Annotated in this window: 18 protein-coding genes; 14 read left to right on the top strand and 4 right to left on the bottom strand. The window is 68.6% G+C overall.

The genetic code is table 11. From position 1 onward, the window contains the following. Window positions 1–35: 35 nt before the first annotated feature. Window positions 36–773, bottom strand: a complete 738-nt coding sequence (locus tag EV644_RS02320) for a GntR family transcriptional regulator (RefSeq protein WP_132187183.1) — start codon at window positions 771–773, stop codon at window positions 36–38. 173 nt (window positions 774–946) lie between these two features. On the opposite strand from EV644_RS02320, the gene EV644_RS02315 reads away from it, so the two are divergent. The 13 genes from EV644_RS02315 (at window position 947) to EV644_RS02255 (ending at window position 14,895) form a co-directional block, all read left to right on the top strand. Beyond that, window positions 947–1,948 (top strand): Gfo/Idh/MocA family protein, encoded by a 1,002-nt coding sequence (locus EV644_RS02315; protein WP_132187184.1) that lies wholly within the window; start codon window positions 947–949, stop codon window positions 1,946–1,948. Further along, window positions 1,945–2,826: a sugar phosphate isomerase/epimerase family protein gene (locus tag EV644_RS02310; RefSeq protein WP_132187185.1), complete on the top strand. Its 882-nt coding sequence runs from the start codon at window positions 1,945–1,947 to the stop codon at window positions 2,824–2,826. The genes EV644_RS02315 and EV644_RS02310 overlap by 4 nt, the downstream gene beginning before the upstream one ends. Next, entirely contained in the window at window positions 2,826–3,767 is a 942-nt protein-coding gene (iolC, locus tag EV644_RS02305; protein ID WP_132187186.1) for a 5-dehydro-2-deoxygluconokinase, read from the top strand. The genes EV644_RS02310 and iolC overlap by 1 nt, the downstream gene beginning before the upstream one ends. A gap of 89 nt (window positions 3,768–3,856) precedes the next feature. Continuing rightward, window positions 3,857–4,729, top strand: coding sequence for a Cgl0159 family (beta/alpha)8-fold protein (locus tag EV644_RS02300; RefSeq protein WP_132187640.1), 873 nt, complete (start codon window positions 3,857–3,859; stop codon window positions 4,727–4,729). A 49-nt stretch (window positions 4,730–4,778) separates the two neighbouring features. Further along, the gene (gene iolB / locus EV644_RS02295; protein WP_132187187.1) at window positions 4,779–5,669 is read left to right on the top strand and encodes a 5-deoxy-glucuronate isomerase; all 891 of its coding nucleotides are present in this window, start codon (window positions 4,779–4,781) and stop codon (window positions 5,667–5,669) included. Window positions 5,670–5,715: 46 nt separating this feature from the next. Beyond that, window positions 5,716–7,635 carry a 3D-(3,5/4)-trihydroxycyclohexane-1,2-dione acylhydrolase (decyclizing) gene (gene iolD, locus EV644_RS02290; protein WP_132187188.1) on the top strand — a complete coding sequence of 640 codons (1,920 nt, stop codon included), beginning with the start codon at window positions 5,716–5,718 and terminating at the stop codon, window positions 7,633–7,635. Next, window positions 7,628–8,521, top strand: a complete 894-nt coding sequence (locus EV644_RS02285) for a TIM barrel protein (RefSeq protein WP_132187189.1) — start codon at window positions 7,628–7,630, stop codon at window positions 8,519–8,521. The genes iolD and EV644_RS02285 overlap by 8 nt, the downstream gene beginning before the upstream one ends. Window positions 8,522–8,600: 79 nt before the next feature. Continuing rightward, on the top strand, window positions 8,601–9,596 hold the full coding sequence (locus EV644_RS02280) for a sugar ABC transporter substrate-binding protein (RefSeq protein ID WP_132187190.1): 996 nt from the start codon (window positions 8,601–8,603) through the stop codon (window positions 9,594–9,596). Between the two features lie 8 nt (window positions 9,597–9,604). Continuing rightward, window positions 9,605–10,648: an ABC transporter permease gene (locus EV644_RS02275; RefSeq protein WP_132187191.1), complete on the top strand. Its 1,044-nt coding sequence runs from the start codon at window positions 9,605–9,607 to the stop codon at window positions 10,646–10,648. Next, entirely contained in the window at window positions 10,645–11,532 is an 888-nt protein-coding gene (locus EV644_RS02270; protein WP_132187192.1) for an ATP-binding cassette domain-containing protein, read from the top strand. Before EV644_RS02275 ends, EV644_RS02270 begins: the two co-directional genes overlap by 4 nt. After that, window positions 11,529–12,539, top strand: coding sequence for a Gfo/Idh/MocA family protein (locus tag EV644_RS02265; protein ID WP_132187193.1), 1,011 nt, complete (start codon window positions 11,529–11,531; stop codon window positions 12,537–12,539). Before EV644_RS02270 ends, EV644_RS02265 begins: the two co-directional genes overlap by 4 nt. After that, entirely contained in the window at window positions 12,536–13,402 is an 867-nt protein-coding gene (locus EV644_RS02260; protein WP_132187194.1) for a sugar phosphate isomerase/epimerase family protein, read from the top strand. Before EV644_RS02265 ends, EV644_RS02260 begins: the two co-directional genes overlap by 4 nt. Continuing rightward, complete coding sequence (locus EV644_RS02255) at window positions 13,399–14,895, top strand: CoA-acylating methylmalonate-semialdehyde dehydrogenase (protein WP_132187195.1); 1,497 nt, start codon at window positions 13,399–13,401, stop codon at window positions 14,893–14,895. The genes EV644_RS02260 and EV644_RS02255 overlap by 4 nt, the downstream gene beginning before the upstream one ends. Here EV644_RS02255 and EV644_RS02250 read toward each other — a convergent pair whose 3' ends face one another. The 3 genes from EV644_RS02250 to EV644_RS02240 form a co-directional block, all read right to left on the bottom strand. After that, entirely contained in the window at window positions 14,896–18,312 is a 3,417-nt protein-coding gene (locus tag EV644_RS02250) for a glycoside hydrolase family 84 protein (RefSeq protein ID WP_132187196.1), read from the bottom strand. Window positions 18,313–18,577: 265 nt separating this feature from the next. Beyond that, window positions 18,578–19,579 carry a Gfo/Idh/MocA family protein gene (locus tag EV644_RS02245; RefSeq protein ID WP_132187197.1) on the bottom strand — a complete coding sequence of 334 codons (1,002 nt, stop codon included), beginning with the start codon at window positions 19,577–19,579 and terminating at the stop codon, window positions 18,578–18,580. Window positions 19,580–19,593: 14 nt separating this feature from the next. Next, window positions 19,594–20,733 (bottom strand): phytanoyl-CoA dioxygenase family protein, encoded by a 1,140-nt coding sequence (locus EV644_RS02240; protein ID WP_132187198.1) that lies wholly within the window; start codon window positions 20,731–20,733, stop codon window positions 19,594–19,596. 95 nt (window positions 20,734–20,828) lie between these two features. On the opposite strand from EV644_RS02240, the gene EV644_RS02235 reads away from it, so the two are divergent. After that, a complete protein-coding gene (locus tag EV644_RS02235) occupies window positions 20,829–21,872 on the top strand; it encodes a LacI family DNA-binding transcriptional regulator (protein WP_132187199.1) in 1,044 nt (347 codons plus the stop codon). The last annotated feature ends 396 nt before the right edge of the window (window positions 21,873–22,268 follow it).

The following is a 22,268-nucleotide window of genomic DNA, read 5'->3' as shown; positions in this document are numbered from 1 at the left end:
CCCTCGGGTTCTTCGGACGTACTGCGTTCGCGGGGTCAGCGTTCGCTGACGATGACGTCGACGGAGTACTGGTCGGCCCGGTAGCAGTGGTCGCCGAACTCGACCGGGGAGCCGTCGGCGTCGTACGCGCTGCGGGTCATGGTGACGAGTGGCTCGGCCTTGGACATGTGCAGGGTGCGGCGTTCCTCGGCGGTGGCGTTGCGGGCGCCGATCCGCTGGCGGGCCACCGTCGGGCGAACCCCGCGAGCCCGGAGTACGGCGTACAGGCCGCCGGCCACGAGCTGCTCGACGGTCAGGTCGTCCATTGCCGGGGGCAACCAGTTGCGCAGGATCGCCAGCGGCAGGTCGTCGGCGTACCGGAGCCGGACGATCGAGACCAGCGGGGTGCCCGGGGGGAGCCCGAGGGCCTCGGCGGCGCGATCGTCCTGGGCGGAGCGGACCAGGGACAGGACGTCGGTCCGCGGGGTTCTGCCCTCGCGCTCGAGGTCGTCGTACAGGCTGGTGAGCTCCGCGCGGCGGTGCACCATCTGGTTGGCGACGGTGGTGCCGATGCCGCGGCGGCGGACCAGCAGGCCCTTGTTCACCAGTTCGGAGATCGCGCGGCGCACGGTCGGCCGGGACAGGCTGAGGCGGTCGGACATGGCCAGCTCGTTCTCGAACGGGTCGCCGGGGCGCAGGGTGCCGTCGCTGATGGCAGCAATGAGCTGCTCGGCGAGCTGGTGGTAGAGCGGCACCGGGCTCGTCCGATCGATCTGGATCGGCAGGGCGGCCATGGCAGGAGGTTACATGAAGGACGTTTGTATGTCCCGATGTGAAAATGTGCTAACAAAGTATTGACACTCTTGCCCGACCGGGTGAGGCTAACCGGAACGAACCAGTGCCGCGACTGGCGCGACCTCCCGCGGCCCTGGATCACTCACCCACGAGCCTTTCGAGAGGGCACAGGATGCGAATCGGGTTGGTCGGAGTCGGGCGGATCGGCGCGTTCCACGCGGCGACCTTGAAGAGCCTGCCGGCGGTGGACCAGGTGGTGGTGGCCGATGCCGACGCGAGCCGGGCGGAGTTGGTCGCCAAGGATCTCGGCCTCGAGTTCGCCGCGGACGTGGACCGGTTGCTGGGCAGCGACCTGGACGGCTTCGTCATCGCGGCGGCCACTTCGGCGCACGCGGACCTGATCGCCAAGGGCGTCGCGGCCGGGCTGCCGACCTTCTGCGAGAAGCCGGTCGCCCAGGACCTCGCCGACACCCAGCGGGTCGTCTCACTGGTGGAGGCGTCGGACGTGCCGGTGCACATCGGCTTCCAGCGCCGCTTCGACCTCGGCTACCAGGCCGCGCGGCAGCAGGTCCAGGCCGGTGACCTCGGCTTCATCCACCACATCCGCGCGAACACCAACGACGCGTTCCCGCCGCCGCAGGAGTACATCCCGACCAGCGGCGGGTTCTTCCGCGACTGCACGGTGCACGACTTCGACATCATCCGCTTCGTCACCGGCCGCGAGGTGGTCAGCGTCTTCGCCACCGGCGCGAACCGTGGCGAGGCCTTCTTCGGCCAGTACGGCGACGTCGACGCGGCCGCCGCACTCCTCACGCTCGACGACAGCACCTTCGTCTCGGTCAGCGGCACCCGGTACAACGCGGCCGGCCACGACGTGCGGATGGAGGTGCTCGGCAGCCTGGGCTCGGTCGCCGTCGGCCTCGACGAGCACACCGCGCTGAAGTCCGCCGAAGCCGGCGTGACCTTCCCCGGCGGCCCGGCGCACGCCACCTTCATGGACCGGTTCCGGCCGGCCTACGTCGCCGAGCTGACCGCCTTCACCGAGGTTGTCACCGGCACCCGCGAGGTGCCGTGCACGGTCCGCGACGCCCTGCAGGCGTTCCGGATCGCCGACGCTTGCGAACTGTCCCGTCATGAGAACCGCGTTGTGAGCCTGGAGGAGATCGGCCGATGACTGACGTTGCTGCCAGGATCGCCGGAGCCCCGATCTCCTGGGGTGTCTCTGAGGTCCCGGGCTGGGGTTGGCAGTACGACCCGGAGACCGTGCTCGCGCAGATGCGCGACGTGGGGATCGCCGCGACGGAGTTCGGCCCGGACGGCTTCCTGCCGGACGACCCGGCGCTGAAGGCGAAGACGCTCGCCGATCTGGGACTCCGCGCGGTCGGCGGATTCGTGCCCGTAGTACTGCATGATCCTTCGCACGATCCGGCCGCCGAGGTGCTGCGGTCGCTCAAGGGATTCGTCGCGGCCGGGGCCGGCACGCTCGTGCTCGCCGCCGCGACCGGCCAGGACGGGTACGACGACCGCCCGGTGCTTGACTCCCTCGGGTGGGACACGTTGCTCGCCAACCTCGACAAGCTGGCCGCGATCGCCGCCGAGCACGGGGTCACCGCGACGTTGCACCCGCACGTCGGCACGATGGTGGAGAACGCGGCGGACGTGGACCGGGTGCTGCAAGGCTCCACGATCGGGCTGACGCTCGACACCGGTCACCTGTTGATCGGCGGGGTCGACCCGGTGGCGCTCGCGCTGAAGCACACGGACCGGATCGTGCACACGCACCTCAAGGACGTGGACGCCGCGTGGGCCGCGAAGGTCCAGGCCGGTGAGGTCGGGTACACCGATGCTGTGCGGCAGGGGATGTACCGCCCGCTCGGTGGTGGTGACATCGACATCGCAGCGATCGTCGGTGCACTGGAGAAGGCCGGGTACGGCGGTTGGTACGTGCTCGAGCAGGACACGATCCTGCAGGACCGCCCGAACGGCGAGGGACCACTGGTCGACGTACGGGCGAGCATCGAGCACCTTCGCCGTCTGGCGGAGGCGGTCTGATGGCCGACGACGTACTGACCATCGGGCGGATCGGCGTCGACCTGTATCCGCTGCAGACCGGCACGCACCTCGAGGACGTCGAGAGCTTCGGCAAGTTCCTCGGCGGCAGTGCCACCAACGTCGCGGTCGCGGCGGCCAAGCACGGGCGGAAGTCGGCGGTGATCAGCCGGACCGGTCATGACCCGTTCGGCACCTTCATCCACCGGACGCTGCTCGAGCTCGGCGTGGACGACCGGTTCGTCACGCCGGTGGACGGGCTGCCGACGCCGATCACGTTCTGCGAGATCTTCCCGCCGGACAACTTCCCGCTCTACTTCTACCGCTTCCCGAAGGCTCCGGACCTCGTCATCAATCCGGAAGAGCTGGATCTGCAGGCGATCAAGGACGCCAGGATCTACTGGTCCACGGTGACGGGGTTGTCGGCCGAGCCCAGCCGGTCGGCGCACTTCGCCGCCTGGGAGGCCCGCGAGCGCAAGCCGATCACCGTGCTCGACCTGGACTACCGGCCGATGTTCTGGGCGGATCCGAGCGAGGCGCACACCCAGGTCAGCCGGGCGCTCGAGCACTGCACCGTTGCTGTTGGCAACAAGGAGGAGTGCGAGGTGGCGGTCGGCGAGACTGATCCGGACAAGGCGGCGCAGGCGCTGCTGGACCGCGGGCTCGACCTGGCCGTGGTGAAGCAGGGACCGAAGGGCACGCTCGCTCGGACCCGGGACGAGCGAGTCGAGGTACCGCCGTTCCCGGTCGAGGTGGTGAACGGGCTGGGCGCCGGCGACGGCTTCGGCGGCGCACTGTGCCACGGGCTGCTGGCCGGCTGGCCCCTGGAGAAGGTGATCCGCTTCGCCAACATCGCGGGCGCCATCGTCGCCTCCCGCCTCGAGTGCTCCACCGCCATGCCCACCGAGTCGGAGGTTCTGACCTTGATGGGTGAGCCCGTATGAACCATCCCACCAACCACACCGCCGGCACGGCCGGGCGCACAAGCCTGAACCCCACTCAGCACGGGCTCAGCACGAGCGAGCTGAGCAACATCAACCTCACCGAGATCAGGGTCCGGCATCCTGAGCGGATTGCCGAGGCATGGCAGCAGAGGCGGCGACGGGAGGTCGTCGGCGAGGATGGACGGCTGCTGATCGTCGCGGCGGATCACCCGGCGCGCGGCGCACTCGGCGTCCGCGACGACCGGATGGCGATGGCGAGCCGGCCTGCGCTGATCGACCGGCTCAGCACCGCGCTGAAGCGGCCGGGCGTCGACGGCGTGCTCGCAACCCCCGACGTCCTGGAGGACCTGCTCCTGCTTGGCGCTCTGGAGGGCAAGCTCGTCATCGGTTCGATGAACCGCGGCGGCCTGCAGGGTGCCTCGTTCGAGCTGGACGACCGGTTCACGGCGTACGGCACGGCGGACGACATCGCCGCGCGCCGGCTGGACGGCGGCAAGATGCTGACCAGGATCTGCCTCGAGGACGCCGGCACGGTGGCGACGCTGGAGAGCAGCGCGAAGGCTGTTACCGAGCTTGCCGAGCGCAAGCTGATGGCGATGGTCGAGCCGTTCTGGTCGGTCCACAAGGAAGGCCGGGTGACGAACCTGCTCGATCCGGACTCGGTGATCAAGTCGGTGCACATCGCCTCCGGTCTCGGCGCGACGAGCGCGTACACCTGGCTCAAGCTCCCGGTCGTCGACGACCTCGCCCGGGTGATGGAAGCCACCACGCTGCCGACCTTGTTGCTGGGCGGCGACCCGACGGTTGCCCCCGAGGAGACCTACGCGTCGTGGGGCAAGGCGCTGAGCCTTCCGTCGGTCCGCGGCCTCGTAGTGGGCCGAGCACTCCTCTTCCCCCCGGACGGCGACGTAGCTTCAGCCGTAGACCAAGCCGCCGCCCTAGTCCACGGAGGTGCCGCATGACCGCGCCGCATGTTCCTCAAGCTGCCGTAGCCACCCGAGGGGGTGCCGCATGACCGCCTGGTTCAGGCCCGCCGGCTCCACGGCGCGGGACGGCTTCGAGCTCGCGGTCAGCCCGGGCGAGCAGGACTGGCACCACACCGGCCTCTACGTCGCGACGTTGCAGCCCGGGCAGTCGGTCGAGTTCGACACGGGTGACTCCGAGTTCCTGGTACTCCCGCTGAGCGGCTCGGCTGAGGTGATGGTGGACGGGGAGACCCTGCCGCTGGGCGGCCGCGCGGACGTCTTCGCGGGCCCGACCGACTTCGCCTACGTGCCGCGGGGTACCACCGTCGCCGTGGTGAGCGCGGGTGGCGCCCGGATCGCCTTCCCGCACGCGAAGGCCGCTTCGGACTACCCGTTCCGGCGGATCGGCGTCGAGCAGGTCGAGACCGAGCTGCGCGGTGCGGGTGTCGCCTCCCGGCAGGTGCGGAACTTCGGCACACCCGCGGTGCTCGAGGCGGACTCGATCATCGCGTGCGAGGTTCTCACCCCGGCCGGGAACTGGTCGTCGTACCCGCCGCACAAGCACGACGAGCACAAGCCGGGCAAGGAGAGCGAGCTCGAGGAGATCTACTACTTCGAGCTGCAGCTGTCCGACGATGCCCCTGAGAGTGTCAAGGGCAACGACCCGATCGGCTACCAGCGGGTCTACGGCACCGAGGACCGCCCCATCGACGTCCTGGCCGAGGTGCGCAGCGGGGATCTGGTGCTGGTGCCCCACGGTTGGCATGGTCCTGCGATGGCGCCTCCTGGTTATGACATGTACTACCTGAACGTGATGGCCGGTCCCGGCACCGAACGCGAGTGGCTGATCCGCGACGACCCGCAGCACGGCTGGGTCCGGGAGCTGTGGAATACCCAGCCGATCGACCCGCGCCTGCCGTTCGGCGAGGACCGATGACCATGTCCCCTACAACAAGTCCGCGGCGATCTTTCGGAGGAGAGCGATGACGGTCCGTCTCACGGTCGCGCAGGCGCTGGTGCGATTCCTGAGCGTTCAGTACTCGGAGCGCGACGGGCAGCGGCAGACGTTGTTCGCCGGCTGCTTCGGCATCTTCGGGCACGGGAACGTGGCAGGCCTCGGTCAGGCGCTGCTGCAGGCCGAGCTCGAGGACCCCGAGGCGCTGCCGTACATCCTGGCCCGCAACGAGCAGGCGATGGTGCACACCGCGTCCGCGTTCGCCCGCACCCGTGACCGCCTGCAGACCTATGCCTGCACGGCGAGTATCGGGCCCGGCTCGACCAACATGATCACCGGCGCGGCCCTGGCCACGGTCAACCGGCTGCCGGTGCTGCTGCTTCCCTCGGACGTCTTCGCGACCCGGGTCGCGACACCCGTGCTGCAGGAGCTGGAGAGCACGACCGGCGGGGACGTCTCCGTGAACGACGCGTTCCGCCCGGTCTCGAAGTACTTCGACCGGGTCTGGCGGCCGGAGCAGTTGCCATCGGCCCTGCTGAACGCCATGCGGGTGCTGACCGACCCGGTGGAGACCGGTGCCGTCACGATCGCGCTGCCGCAGGACGTCCAGGCCGAGGCCTTCGACTGGCCGGGGGAGCTCTTCGCCGAGCGCACCTGGTACATCGCCCGGCCGTTGCCCGAGGCATCCACTGTCGACAAAGCGGCAGAGCTGCTCAGAGCTTCGGAACGGCCGCTGATCGTGGCCGGCGGTGGCGTGGCCTACTCGCGGGCGCAGGACGCGTTGCGCGAGTTCGCCGAGGCGACCGGTATCCCGGTGGCGGAAAGCCAGGCGGGCAAGGGATCGCTGCGCTACGATCATCCACAATCGGTGGGCGCGGTCGGCTCGACCGGTACGACGGCGGCCAACGCGCTGGCGCGGGACGCCGACCTGGTGATCGGCGTCGGGACCCGCTTCGCCGACTTCACGACGGCGTCGCGGACTGCCTTCCAGAACCCGGACGTGCGGTTCGTGAACATCAATGTGGCGCGGTTCGACGGTGGTAAGCATGCCGGTCTCCCTCTCGTCGCGGATGCCAGGGAAGCCCTTGTTTCCTTGCGATCCGCGGTCGGCGATTGGTCTGTACAGGAAAAGTACAAGGATCTGACCGCCGAGCTGGCACGAGTTTGGGACCAGACCGTCGAGCAGGCGTACAACCCGCCTGCGGAGGTTGTGGACAACCTCGCGGACGGCCTGCTGACCCAGGGCGAGGTGCTCGGCGCCGTGAACGAACTGTCGGAGCCGCGTGATGTGGTGGTTTGTGCGGCCGGCTCGATGCCGGGCGACCTGCACAAGCTCTGGCGGACCCGCGACCCGAAGGGATACCACGTCGAATATGGCTACTCCTGCATGGGTTACGAGATCGCCGGCGGGCTCGGCGTCCGCCTCGGCGCGCCCGACCGGGACGTCTTCGTCATGGTCGGCGACGGGTCGTACCTGATGATGTCGAGCGAGCTCGTCACCGCGGTCCAGGAGAACGTCAAGATCATCGTCGTCCTGGTCCAGAACCATGGCTTCGCCTCCATCGGCGCCCTGTCGGAATCCCTCGGCTCCCAGCGGTTCGGTACGTCGTACCGGCGGCGCAGCGGCGACGGGCGGCTCGACGGGGACTACCTTCCGGTGGATCTCGCGGCGAACGTGCGCAGCCTCGGGGTCGAGGTGATCGAGGTGAACAGCCGCGCCGAGCTGGAGAAGGCGATCGGTATGGCGAAGGCCGCCACCGGGCCGATCGCGATCCACGTGAAGACGGATCCGCTGATCGGAGCGCCGGACAGCGACTCCTGGTGGGATGTCCCGGTCAGCCAGGTGTCCGACCTGGAGTCGACGCAGACCGCCTCCGCGGCGTACGTGGAGTCCAAGAAGGCACAACGGCCGTACCTGGCGCCGATCGAGGGAGACAACCATGGGTGAGGTCAAGGTCGGCAGCGCGCCGGACTCGTGGGGCGTCTGGTTCGCGAACGACGACCGGCAGACGCCTTGGGAGCGGTTCCTCGACGAGGTCGCGGCCGCCGGCTACACGCGGATCGAGCTCGGCCCGTACGGCTACCTGCCCACGGATCCTTCGCGGTTGAAGGAGGAGCTGGACAAGCGTGGCCTCGAGGTCACCGCCGGCACGATCTTCGAGCACCTGCACCGGCCGGACTCGTGGGAGTCGACCTGGCGTGACGTCTCGGCCGCGGCCGAGCTCGCCGCGGCGATGGGAGCCAGGCACCTGGTGGTGATCCCGTCGATGTGGCGAGGCTCGAACGGGGAGGTGGTCGAGCCGCGCCTGGATCATGGGGGTCAGGCGCGGCACGGTCACCAGGTGACCGAGCTCGGCCGGCGGATCGCCGCGGAGTACGGGTTGAAGACACAGTTCCACCCGCACGCCGACGGGCACGTGGACAGCCAGGAGACGGTCGAGCGGTTCCTCGCCGAGACCGACGGGGAACACGTGAACCTCTGCCTGGACACGGGTCACATCAGCTACTGCGGCGGTGACAACCTGCAGCTGATCCAGCAGTATCCGGAGCGGATCGGGTATGTGCACCTGAAGCAGGTCGACCCCGTCGTACTGGCCGCCGTGCAGGAAGAAGGACTGGGATTCGACGAGGCGGTCAAGCGCGGGGTGATGTGCGAGCCGCCGCTCGGGATTCCCGAGCTGCCGCCCGTGCTCGACGCGCTGACCGGCCTCGATGCGGACCTGTTCGCGATCGTGGAGCAGGACATGTACCCCTGCCCGCCCGACGTCCCGCTCCCGATCGCGGAGCGGACTTTGTCCTACCTCAGGAGCCACGGGGGTGGTGTATCCGCTTGACGGCCGGCAGATGACTCTGCATGGTCACACCCACACGCCGCGGCGTTACCGCGGAACGTCTGAAAGGCTGGTTGTAGTCATGGTTCGGTGGCAGAAGAAGGCGGTGGCGACGGGGGCGGCGCTCGTGCTGGTCGCGGCGCTGGGTGCGTGCAGTTCGTCCGGCGGCAAGCAGGAGGAAGAGAGCTCCGGTGGGGCCGCGGGCAACGTCGCGAACACCCCGCGGATGAAGGTCGCGTTCATCACGCACGCGGCGCCTGGTGACACGTTCTGGGACCTGGTCCGCAAGGGCGCCGAGGCGGCCGCGGCGAAGGACAACGTCGAACTGCAGTACTCCGGTGCGCCGGAAGGCGCCGACCAGGCCAACCTGGTGCAGACCGCGATCGACCAGAAGGTCGACGGCATCGCGGTCACCCTGGCGAAGCCGGACGCGATGCAGGCGAACGTGAGGAAGGCAGCCGACGGCGGTATCCCGGTGGTCGCGCTGAACGGTGGCATCGAGGCCTGGAAGCAGGCGGGTGCGCTCGGCTACTTCGGTCAGGACGAGCGGATCGCCGGCCAGGCCGCGGGCCTGAAGCTGGCCGAGCTCGGCGCCAAGAAGGCCGTCTGTGTCATCCAGGAACAAGGCCACGTCGGCCTGGAGGCCCGCTGCCAGGGCGTGAAGGACAAGTTCCCGAACGTCGAGAAGCTGTACATCACCGGCACCGACATGCCGGGCAGCCAGACCACGATGACGTCGAAGCTCCAGCAGGACAAGAGCATCGACTACGTCGTCACGCTGGGCGCGCCGTTCGCGCTGGCCGCGGTGAAGTCGGTCAAGGACGCGGGCTCGAGCGCCAAGGTCGGCACCTTCGACACCAACAAGGACCTGATCGGCGCGATCAAGTCCGGTGACGTGCAATGGGCCGTGGACCAGCAGCCGTACCTGCAGGGGTACCTCGCGGTCGACAGCCTGTGGCTCTACAAGACCAATGGCAACACCATCGGCGGTGGCCAGGCCACGCTGACCGGTCCTGCCTTCATCGACAAGGGCAACGTCGCAGCGGTGGAGAAGTTCGCCGCCGGCGGGACGCGCTGAGGATCGTCATGGCTTCCACACTGACGGCGCCGCCGACGGTCGACGACCGGGTATCGTCCCGGTCTCTGGGTGCGCGACTGCTGAGCCGGCCCGAGGTCGGGTCGCTGGTCGGCGCCGTGGTGGTGCTGGTGTTCTTCCTGATCGTCGCGCCGCCGTTCCGCGAGCTCGCCACCACGGGCACGATCCTCTACCAGTCCGCGCTGATCGGCGTGATGGCCGTGCCGGTGGCACTGCTGATGATCGGCGGTGAGTTCGACCTGTCGGCCGGTGTCGCGGTGACGACGGCGGGTCTGACCGGAGGATTGTTCGCCTACCAGTTCAGCACCAACGTGTGGGTCGGCGTCGGAGTGTCGCTGGTCGTCATGATCAGTATCGGTGCGTTCAACGGCTGGCTTCTGATGCGCACGGGGCTGCCGAGCTTCCTGGTCACGCTCGGCACCTTCTTCATCCTGCAGGGCCTCAACCTGGGTGTCACCCGGGTGCTGTCCGGCACGGTCTCGTCGAACTCGATCAGCGACATGGACGGGTTCTCCTCAGCCCAGGCGGTGTTCGCCTCGGAGTTCAAGCTGGGCCCGCTCAACGTGAAGATCCTGGTCGTCTGGTGGATCGTGTTCGTCGCGATCGGGACCTGGGTGCTGCTGAAGACGAAGGTCGGCAACTGGATCTTCGCCGTCGGCGGTGACGCGGCGGCCGCCCGGGCGGTCGGCGTACCGGTGAAGCGGGTCAAGATCGGCCTGTTCATCACGGTCGGGTTCTTCGCCTGGTTCTCCGGCATGCACCTGCTCTTCAACCAGGCTGTCGTGCAGTCCGGTGAGGGTGTCGGCAAGGAGTTCATCTACATCATCGCGGCGGTGGTCGGCGGCTGCCTGCTGACCGGTGGCTACGGCTCGGTGGTGGGTTCGGCGATCGGCGCGCTGATCTTCGGGATGACCCAGCTCGGCGTCGTCTACGCCGGCTGGAACGCCGACTGGTTCAAGGCGTTCCTGGGCGTCATGTTGCTGCTGGCAACCATCGTCAACCTCGCCGTGAAGAAGAGGGCGGATCTGAGATGAGCACCACCACAGGGTTCGCGGAAGAGGCCACCACCAGCCCGACCTCACCGATCGTCTATCTGGACGATGTGGGCAAGAGCTACGGCAACGTGCACGCGTTGCGTGGTGTCACCCTGGCCGTCCGGCAGGGTGAGATCACCTGCGTGCTCGGCGACAACGGCGCGGGCAAGTCGACGTTGATCAAGATCATCGCCGGCTTGCACGAGCACACCGACGGGGTCTTGTCGGTGAACGGCGAGGAGCGCCGGTTCAGCTCGCCGCGCGAGTCGCTCGACAGTGGGATCGCCACGGTCTACCAGGACCTGGCGCTGGCCCCGCTGATGTCGGTCTGGCGGAACTTCTTCCTCGGCAACGAGATCACCAAGGCGTTCGGCACGATGGACGCCACCAGGATGAAGCGGATCGCCAACGAGGAGCTGACCAAGATGGGGATCTCGATCCCCAACCTGGAGCAGCCGGTCGGAATGCTGTCCGGCGGTCAGCGCCAGTGCATCGCGATCGCCAGGGCGATCTACTTCGGCGCCAAGGTGCTGATCCTGGACGAGCCGACCGCCGCGCTCGGCGTGAAGCAGTCCGGCGTGGTGCTGAAGTACATCGTCAAGGCCCGCGACGCCGGCCTGGGAGTCGTCTTCATCACCCACAACCCGCACCACGCCTACCTGGTCGGCAACCACTTCGTGGTGCTGAAGCTGGGCCGGGTCTCGCTCGACACCCATCGGGCCGACATCAGCCTGGAGCAGCTGACCAACGAGATGGCCGGTGGGTCCGAGCTCGAGGCGCTCAGCCATGAGCTGCGCGGCGTCGACCCCGAGCTGGTCGTCGAGCGAGTCGAGGGCAACGGACAGGTCGCGGTCGAATCTCCACTGGACAAGGGGGCGGGATGACGGAGCTGAGAATCGGCATCATCGGCGTCGGGATGATGGGCGCCGATCATGCCGAGCGGGTCGCGCGGCGGACCTCCGGCGCCCGGCTGGTCGCCGTGTCCGATCCCGACGTGGCCCGAGCGACCACCCTGGCGACGGCGCTCGACGGCGTCCGGGTGATCGACGATCCGCTGGCCCTGATCGGCGATGCCGAGGTGGACGCGGTGATCATCGCGTCCCCCGGCTTCGCTCACGCCGAGCAGTTGATGGCGTGCCTGGAGCACGGAAAGCCCGTGCTCTGCGAGAAGCCCCTGACGATGGACGCCGAGTCGTCCTTGCGGGTGGTGGAGGCCGAGCACAAGACGGGCCGGCCGTTGATCCAGGTCGGGTTCATGCGCCGCTTCGACCCGGAGTACGCGGCTCTGAAGCGGTTGCTGGACTCCGGTGACCTGGGGCGGACGCTGTTGCTGCACAACGTGCACCGGAACAAGACGGTCCCCGAGACGTTCCGCAGCGAGATGATCGTGCGCGATTCACTGGTGCACGAGGTCGACGTGGCGCGGTGGCTGTTCGGCGACGAGATCACCCGGATCACCGTGCACGCGCCGAAGCCGACCAGCCTGGTCGGGGAAGGCGTGCTCGACCCGCAGTTCGCGGTGTTCGAGATGGCGAGCGGCGCGCTGGCCGACGTGGAGGTGTTCGTCAACTTCCAGGTCGGCTACGAGGTGCGCTGCGAGGCGGTCGCCGAGCGGGGCAGCGCGACCATCGGCCTGGGGGTCGACGTGCTGACCAGGGCGGCCGGACACTGGGGTGGTGCGGTGCCGGACGACTTCCGGGTCCGCTTCGGGCTGGCGTACGACATCGAGGTCCAGCGCTGGGTGAACGCCGCGGCGACGGGCGGGATCGACGGCCCGACGGCCTGGGACGGATATGCCGCCGCCGCGGTCTGCACGGCCGGCGTGCAGTCCTTGCAGGAAGGTCGCCCGGTGGAGGTCGAGATGGTCAGGCGTAGCGAGGTGCTCGGGTGAAACTCAGCCTCGACCCCTACATGTTCCGGCACGTTCCGCTGCTGGAGCTCCCCGGACTGGTGGCCGACCTGGGCTACCAGTGGCTGGAGCTCTCGCCACGGGACGACTTCCTGCCCTTCTTCAACCACCCGCGGGTGGATGACGCGAGGGTGGCGGCGTTCAAGGCCGAGCTGGAGGCGACAGGGGTCGGGGTCTCGTCGGTGCTTCCGTTGTACAAGTGGTCGGGGCCCGACGAGGACGACCGGCAGGCGGCGGTCCGGTACTGGAAGCGCGCGATCCGGATCACCGCCGAGCTCGGCGTGGACGTGATGAACTCCGAGTTCAACGGCAGGCCCGAGCAGGCGGCCAGGAGCGAGTCGCAGTTCTGGCGGTCGATGGAGGAACTGCTGCCGGTCTTCGAGGCGGAAGGGGTCCGGCTCGTCCTCGAGCCGCATCCGGACGACTTCGAGGAGGGCGGCCGCGCCGCGATCGACCTGATCCGCGGCATCAACAGCCCGCTGGTGAGCTTCCTGTACTGCGCGCCGCACACGTTCCACCTGGGCAACGACGCACCGGGGATCATCGGGTACGCGGGTGACCTGCTGACCAACGTGCACGTCGCCGACTCGTTCGACCACACCGGGTCGTCCGGTCTGCGCTACATCGTCAACCCGCCCGGCTCTACCGTCCGGGTGCACCAGCACCTGGATATCGGCCAGGGCGAGGTCGACTTCGACGAGCTGTTCGAGAGCCTGGCCGCGGTCGGGTTCGACGGCACCGTCACCGCCTGCGTCTTCGCCTGGGAGGAACGTGCCCGGGACTCGAGCACGTTCATGCGGGAGAAGATCACCGACTTACTGATGAAGCAAGGGATGCAGCTGTGAGCACTGAGCGAATCACCCATCTGATCGGCGGGACCCCCTGGACGGGCGTCTCCGAGCGCACCAGCAAGGTCTACAACCCCGCCACCGGCGAGGCCACCGGCGAGCTGGACCTGGCCTCGGCGGCGACTGTCGACGAGGCGGTGAAGGTCGCCCACGATGCCTCCAGGGCGTGGGGCCGGACCTCGCTCACCAAGCGTGCGCAGGTGCTCTTCGCCTTCCGCGAACTGCTGAACGAGCGCAAGGAGAAGATCGCCGCACTGATCACCGCCGAGCACGGCAAGGTGCTGTCGGACGCGCTCGGCGAGGTGACCCGCGGCCTCGAGGTGGTGGAGTTCGCCTGCGGCATCCCGCACCTGATGAAGGGCGGCTTCAGCGAGAACGTCTCCACCAACGTCGACGTGTACTCGATCCGCCAGCCGCTCGGGGCGGTCGCGGTGATCTCACCGTTCAACTTCCCGGCGATGGTGCCGTTGTGGTTCGTCCCGATCGCGGTGGCCTGCGGCAACAGCGTGGTGATCAAGCCGTCCGAGAAGGACCCGTCGGCGGTGAACGCGGTGGCCGCGCTCTGGAAGGAGGCAGGTCTGCCCGACGGTGTGATGAACGTCGTGCACGGTGACAAGGAGGCCGTCGACCGGCTGCTCGAGCACCCGGACATCAAGGCCGTCTCGTTCGTCGGCTCGACCCCGATCGCCCGCTACGTCTACGAGACCGGTACGGCGCACGGCAAGCGTGTGCAGGCGCTCGGCGGCGCGAAGAACCACATGGTCGTGCTCCCCGACGCGGACCTCGACCTCGCCGCTGACGCCGCGGTCAACGCCGGCTTCGGCTCGGCGGGTGAGCGCTGCATGGCGATCTCCGCGCTGATCGCGGTCGAGCCCGTCGCGGACGATCTGATCGAGAAGATCCGGACCAGGATGGCGACGCTGAAGACCGGCGACGGCACCCGCGGCTGCGACATGGGTCCGCTCGTCACCGGCGCCCACCGCGACAAGGTCGTCGGGTACGTCGAGGCCGGGGTGACCGAAGGCGCCGAGCTGGCCGTCGACGGTCGCGAAGGCCCGTTCGACGGCGGCGACGACGGCTTCTGGCTCGGCCCGACGCTGTTCGACAAGGTCACCCCGGACATGTCGATCTACACCGACGAGATCTTCGGCCCGGTGCTCTCGGTCGTCCGCGTCCCGTCGTACGACGCGGCGCTCGACCTGGTGAACTCCAACCCCTACGGCAACGGCACGGCGATCTTCACCAACGACGGTGGCGCCGCCCGCCGGTACCAGACGGAGGTGGAGGTCGGCATGGTCGGCGTCAACGTCCCGATCCCGGTGCCGATGGCCTACTACTCCTTCGGCGGCTGGAAGAACTCGCTCTTCGGTGACACACACGCACACGGCGCCGAAGGCGTCCACTTCTTCACCCGCGGCAAGGTGATCACCTCCCGCTGGCTCGACCCGTCCCACGGCGGGCTGAACCTGGGCTTCCCCACCCACGACTGATCACTGGGTGGTCGGGTAGGCCTCCAGTTCGTAGAGGGAGTAGCCGTAGGTGGTGGCTCGCTTGACGCCTTGCAGGCGGAGGTAGCGGCCGGTGGCGTCGAGCCAGACGGTGTCGACGCCACCGTCGCTGTCCGAGACCTCCGCGGCCGTGGTCCAGGTGTTGCCGTCATCGGACACCTGGACCTGGTAGGCCTTCCCATACGCCGTTTCCCAGCGGAGCACGACCTTGCCGAGCGCAGTGGCTGTGCCGAGGTCCACCTGCAGCCAGGACGCGTCGTCGTACCCGGAGGCCCAGCGGGTGGCCGGGGCACCGTCCACGGCGAACTCAGGCGTGTACGAGGTGCCGGGCTCGACGCCTGAGGCGGTCACTGGTCGCTCGAGTGCGGCGTTGGTCGTGGAGGTCTTCGGCCGGACCGAGAGAGCGGCACTGGTGGTGAACGTATCGCCGCCGGCGCTGAAGGCCACCGGAAGGACGACCGTACTCAGGGCCGCGTCGGCCGGCGGCGTCACGTTCACGGCGACCGACCGGGTGAAGCCCCGGGTCACCGTGACGCTGCTGCTGGACGGCGTCACAGTCCAGCCCGCAGGTGGAGCGATCGCGAGAGTGCCGGTGAGGTCCCCAGCTCCGGCGGGCGAGAGGTTGACGGTGATGGTCGACGCCTGGCCGCGCACGACATCGGCCTCAGCCGGATCCACACTGAGCGTCACCAACGGCGTATCGGCCCAGCGCGGTACCAGTTCGGCCACCTGCGGAGCAGGACTTCCGTCCTTCCAAGACAAGCGGACCGCCTCAGCGAGCTGGTCCTGGGTGTCGAACTCGGCATAGGCGGCGCCCACAGACCCGACCGAGCGCCACTCGCCACCGACCTGTACCTCGACCTGCGCCTGGCCGACGCCACCGGCCCGCTGGAGCACCGTGAGCGAGGCGAGCTTGCGAGGGGCCGACAAGGTCGCCACCAGGGCATCACCCTGCGCCGGAGCACCTGAAGCGATGTACGCCGTCTCGACGTTGCCATCGGCAGCCCGCTGGTACGACGAGTCCGTGGCGGGCGTAGGCGAGCCGGTGACGGTCAGCGTGGTCTTGTCGCTGCCGACGGTCTGGACGGCGAACTCGCGGACGACGAGCCAGAAGTCGTTCGTGGCGAGCGCGCGGTAGCGGACGTACCTCGCCTTGGTGCCGGCAGGTGCGGTAGCGCGGACCTCTGCGGTTGTCCCGCGCGCCAGTTCCGTCCACTGCGTGCCGTCGACGGAGTACTCCAGTGCTCCGGAGTGAATGTAGTCGTTCGGGCTGTTCGACTTGCCCATCAGCAAGGCGATGTCACTGATCTGAGTGCTCTCGCCAAGATCCACCCGTACTTCGGCGCCCGGCCCGGGGCTGCCGTTGCTCCAGAAGAAGGTGTTCGGATCGCCGTCGACCATCCGTGCCGGGACGTTGTCCTGGTAGGTGCCAAGCGAGGTCGTGGCAGTCCGGCCCGGCACCACGCCGAGCCAGCGGTCGTGCACCCTGCCGACCTCGGCCAGCAGTTCGTCGACCACCCGCTCACCGATCCGCGGGTAGGTTCCGTTGTGAGGTGCCCGGCTGTCCCGGATCGCCTTCGCCTGGTTGATCAGCGTGGTGAGCTGCTGTCGCTCGGTCCAGGCCGTCGCGCCATTGCCGGCGTCCAGCGCGGACAGCAGGACCAGCGCCCGCTGCATCGCCTGTCCCCACAGCTCCGTTGCCTTGAGCCACGACTCCGCCTCGTCGGAGAAGGCTGGATCGACCACGCCCGAACGGATCACGGCCGGCGCGGCTGCCACGGCGTTCACTTGCGGCCGCAGCATCTTCACCGCTCCAGACCGATCACCGGCGCGCCAGGTCTTCCAGAAGGCGTCCACCGCCGCTCCGAACTCAGGCGCGCTCTCCGAGTGCAGCGTGCCGTCGTACGTGTTCAGATCGGCGAACACTCGCAGAGCCCGAGCAGTCGCCTCGTCGCCACCGGCACGCTCGTCGAGTGCCCGCAGCCAGGAGGCCTGCTCGTCGTAGGTCGCCGGGTTCCAGCCCAGCTCGCCGAACGAGTACAGCGCGACCTTGCTGACAGCGGCCTGGTTCATCGGGTTCGAGATCACCCCGGCGACATGATCGGCGATGCCCGGCTCGCGTCCGCTGTAGTCGGCCAGCAGCAACCGCCCGGCCGCGTAGTCGTTGACCGGGTAGTTGTCCCAGATCAGGATGTCGTGCCCGAACACCGCCTTCGCCTGCGCGGCCTGGGCGGCAGTGATCGTCTGTGGCACCACCCCGATGCCGGTCCAGTGGACCACCACATCCGGGTCCAGCAACTCCCGCAATGCCTTCTTGTACGGCGTTTCGGTGACGTTGTAGTACTCCGTGGGCACCATCTGCAGGGGTGCCACGTCGGGCTTGGTCTCCACCCACTCGCGCTGCACGCGGTTCAGCAGATCACTCTGCGCCCGGCCGGCCGCACCACCGCCGGTCCCGTACTTCGTCCGGTCGGCGTCGCAGTGCCAGGTGTTGTAGTCGATGTCGTCGAGTGGCACGTTGAACGACCGGCCGCCGAGGGCGTAGAGCGCCTCGAACTTCGCCACCAGCGCCTGGAAGTCCGCCTCCGAGGTGTAGCAGATGTCGAGCCCGGGGGAGAGCGCGAAGGTGAAGTCCACCTTGTTCTGACGGGCCCGGGTCACCAGTTCGCCGAGCTGGGCCAGCTTGTCGGCGGGGTACGGCTCGCGCCATGTCTCGCGGTGGTACGGGTCGTCCTTCGGCGCGTACTCGTAGGTGTTCATCCGGTGTGAGCCGAGGTAGTCGAGGTGGTCGAGCCGGTCCGAGTGGGACCACGGAGTGCCGTAGAACCCCTCGATCGAGCCGCGGTACCGCATCGTCGGCCAGTCCCTGATCGCCACGCCAGGCATCCAGTCGGTGCCAGGCCGCGCCTGCACCAACTGGGCCAGCGACTGCGCCGCGTAGAACGTGCCGTCGGTGTCGACGCCGTCCAGGACGACGTGGCCGCGCCCCTCCTTGTCCAGCCCGGCGGCGAGCACATAGCCCTCTGCCGCGAGGCCCGCAGTGCCGTTGACGTGCAGTTGAGCCAGAGCAGCGTCGCCCTGGCCGAGCCAGAAGGTGGTCGGCGTGCCTGGGTCACTGCCGTCGGTGGTTCGCACTGTCATCACGCCGGCGCGTTGGAGCACCTGCCGCAGTACCCGCTCAGAATCGGCGTCCGAGTCCTTTCCCCGGACCAGCCCGACCACCGGGGTGATCGGGAAGCCATCGTGGCGCTGGGTCAGCTGCTGCGGTTCGGGTGATACCAGTGCTGCCTCGCTCGGTGAGGTTTGGGCGGCCGCCGCTCCCGGCGGGACCAGCGCCAGCGGTGCGGCCAGCGCGATGGCGCCGACTGTGGACAGGAGGGGGTGCGGGCGGAAGCGCATCGAGTCTCCTCAAGGCAGGGCGGATGCAGATAGTTAGCCACTGCGCATTAATGCGCGTCAAGGTGTCATCAGTGGCAACTTCAGGCAATCTGATTCACAACCCGAGGCCTGCACCCTCCGTTGTGGAAAGAGCTGTGCCGCTGACGTCTCCCACCGAGTACTGCGGCAGCGCGCGCGACCGCCCGGCACTCTTCGGAGGCCGGGCGGTCAGCCGCGGTAGCGCAACGCAGTACGGGCTAGGGGCGCGGCGCTAGCGGGGAACGGGCTAGATGGTGGTGACGGGGCGAGGCTGGAGGCCGGCTTCGCGGTAGCAGGCGTCGATGAGTTCCATCGTGGCGACGGCGTCATCGGCGTCGATGGGGAGCGGCTTGCCCTCGCGCAGGTGAGCGGCGAAGGCCTCGAGCTGGTAGGTGTACGAGGACTTGCGGCCCAGGTGCTCGACCCAGGTGTCCTCCTTCGTCGTCACCGTGATCCGGTCGTCCAGGTGCGGCAGTACGAAGGAGGGCGCGAAGGCCTCACCCCGGCTGCCGATGATTCGGCAGCTGAAGTCGACCTGCTCGGCGGCCATGCTTGTCCGGACCGCACCGGTCGCGCCGTTGGGGAAGACCAGGTCGGCGTTGAGCCACTCGTCGACACCAGGAAGACGCTTACGCTCACCGGCCCGGGCAGTCGCCACAGTCGGCAGGCCGCCGCCCCAGGGAGCCAGCATCCGCTGCGCGTGCAGGGCGTAACAGCCGACGTCCATCACCGCGCCACCGGCGAGCGACAGCGACCAGCGCGGGTCGTCGTCGGCCGGCGGCGGCATCACCATCGTGGTCTCGACGTGCTGCAGCTCGCCGAGCTCGCCCTTGCTCAGCAGCTCGTGCAGCCGTCGCGTGACCGGGTGGAAGACGTAGTGGAAGCCCTCCATCAGGACGACGCCCCGCTCGCGCGCTGCGTCCCGGACCTGCGCGGCCTCGGCGGCGTTGCTGGCCGACGGCTTCTCGGTCAGCACGTGCTTGCCCGCGGCAATGGCCTTCAGGTTCCACGGCCCGTGCAGCCCGTTGGCGAGCGGGTTGTAGATCACCTCGACGTCGGGATCGTTGATCACGTCGTCGTAGCCGGCATGGACCCGCTCGACACCGTGCTCGGCGGCGAACGCCCGAGCCCGTTCGGAGTCCCGGGCGGCGACCGCGACCAGCCGGGCGCCGGTCAGGCGGGCCGGTTCGACGATCGCCTTGCCCGCGATCCGGGCCGCGCCGAGAATGCCGATGCGAAGCGGTTCCATGCCTTCTCCCTTGCTCAGATGTCATCCGTACGGCGGCGTACGGCGTGCTCGTCGAGGGCCTGCTGCAGACGGTCGTCCGGCCAGTCCTCCGCGAGGGCCTGCCGGACCAGGTCGGCCTGGGTCGGTGGAGCGAGTCCGCCGATCGGCTGGTCCCGGTCCAGGTTTGTGGGGAAAGCGTATCCCTCGGCACTCGCGGCGATGACGTTGTCCAGATCGAAGGCGTCATCCTGCCGCAGCGTCCGCAGGACGGGATAGAGGGTGACCGCCATCCGGACCCGGTCGACGCTCTCCATCGCCCGCCCGAAGGCGGATGAGATCTGCAGCAGGTTCGCCATCCGCTTGATGTCGGTGGAGTGGTTGCTGCCGGCCGCGTGGAAGAGCGCGGGGTTGAAGAACACCGCGTCACCCGTGGCCAACGGCAACTGAACGTGATGGGCGACGAAGTGCTCGCCGAACTCCGGCCTGCGCCAGGCCAGGTAGCCGAGCTCGTACTTGTGCGAGTGCGGCAGATAGAGCGTCGGCCCGCTCTCGACGGGCATGTCACAGTGTGCGACCGCCCCTTGCAGCGTCAGCACGCTGGACAGTTTGTGCACATGAGCAGGGTAGGCAGCGGCGACCTCGTTCGACTGGAATCCGAGGTGGTAGTCGCGATGTACGGTCTGACCTTCACCTCCCGGATTCACCACGTTCACCTGCGAAGTCACCTGGTACGCCGGTCCGAGCCAGGCCTTCGCCGTGAGAGCCAGCAGATCGTTGGCGTAGTAGGCGGCGAACACCTCGGGGGCCCGGATCGCGAGCTTCTCCAGGGCGTTCCAGACCCGGTCGTTCGCGCCGGGCTTGGCGAAGTGGTCACCCGAGGCGGTGCCGGCCCGGTGCTGGTCGTCGATCATCCGGTAGAACTCGGCGCTGGTGGCCTCGACCACGTCCTTGCCGAAGGCCCCCTTCAGCACCACGATGCCGGGCCCCTCGCTGAACGCGCGGGCCAGCTCCGCCTGCACCTCCAGCGGATCCTCCTTGCGCAGCCGGGCGGCGTCGTACAGCGGGACCTCCTGCACGATCTCCTCCGCGAACGGATAGTCCGCAGGGTCGGTGTGGTCCTCGAGCACCTTCAGCAGGTCTTCCAGGCGAGCGTCCTCGGGGTTCAGCCAGGTCATCGGTGGCTCCTCTCGTTTGGAATTCAGCCTGGTGCTTCGGTGGTGGGATTGGTACACCTGGAATCCGTCAAAAACCCGTCTTTGGGGGTTGCCTCGTGGGACGTGCCTACCGGGTGCGGGACATCGCAGTACAGGCCGGGCTGAGCGAGACGACGGTCGACCGGGTGCTGAACGGCCGGGCCGGCGTGAGCGTCCGCGCCCAGCGCCAGGTCGAACAGGCGATCCGCGACCTCGACCGGCAACAGTCCCAGGTCCGCCTCGGCGGCCGCACCTTCGTCATCGACCTCGTCATGCAGGCGCCTGCCCGCTTCTCAAGCGCTGTCCGTTCCGCTCTGGAGGGCGAACTCCCCGGCCTCCGCCCCGCCATCATCCGCGCCCGCTTCGCCCTCGACGAGACCGCGTCAGCTCCCGCGATGGTCGAGACCCTGGATCGCGTCCGCCGCCGTGGCTCCCAGGGCGTCATCCTCAAGGCCCCCGACGAGCCCGAGGTGGTCGAGGCCGTCGACCTCCTCGTTGCCGCCGGCATCCCCGTCGTCACCCTGGTGACCGACCTTCCCACCAGCCGCCGCGCCGCCTACGTCGGTATCGACAACCGCGCAGCCGGCGCCACCGCGGCGTACTTCATCTCCCAGTGGCTGGGCGATGCCCCCGGCAACATCCTGGTCACCCTCAGCCGCGACACCTTCCGCGGCGAAGAAGAACGGGAAATGGGCTTCCGTGCGACGCTCCGCCGCCTCGCCCCACAACGATCCCTGGTGGAGCTCAACAACACCGACGGCCTGGACACCACCATGCACGGCCTGGCTCTGGCCGCCCTCTCCGCCGACCCCACCCTCAATGCCGTCTACTCGATCGGCGGCGGTAACCGAGCCATCGTCGAGGCATTCACCTCCCTCAACCGCCCCTACCGCTGCTTTGTCGCCCACGACCTGGACCCCGACAACCACGCCCTGCTGCGCACCGGCGCCCTGACCCTCGTCCTCCACCACGACCTCCCCACCGACCTCCGCCGAGCCTGCCAAGCCCTCCTCCAGTCCCACCACCTCCTCCCCAACGCCCCCCACTCGCTCCCTTCCAACATCCACCCGATCACCCCCCACAACCTCCCCAACCGAACACACCACGATCGGGTTGAATGAGGGTCCGGGAGGGGCATTGAACTTCTGTCGAGTTCCTGGAAACGGCTGGACCATCGAACTTCTGCTCAAGGGGGGCGAGAGCCCGGAGGACGTCGAAAACACTGATCGCTGGGCGACCGTGCACTCTGAAGGCCGGTGGGCGTTCACCCTTCTGACAGTGGCCGAACTGAACCGGCTGATGGCGCGGTGGCAACAGACCGGCGAGTACCACGGCGGCGCCTACTTCACCTGCCCGGAGCTTGTACTCCTGCGTCGGCCGGGGGTGGAGAGCCTCACGCCCGCGATCCAAGACCACGTGTCAGGCGGCGGCCCATTGGGGCCCCCGCACCCCACTCCGCGTCGACGGCCTCGCCGTAGCCAATCACCTCTTCGACAACGGCATCCACACAACAACCC

It is taken from the genome of Kribbella orskensis, from assembly GCF_004342085.1.
Taxonomy (GTDB): domain Bacteria; phylum Actinomycetota; class Actinomycetes; order Propionibacteriales; family Kribbellaceae; genus Kribbella; species Kribbella orskensis.
This window is presented reverse-complemented; position numbering and strand designations above follow the sequence as displayed.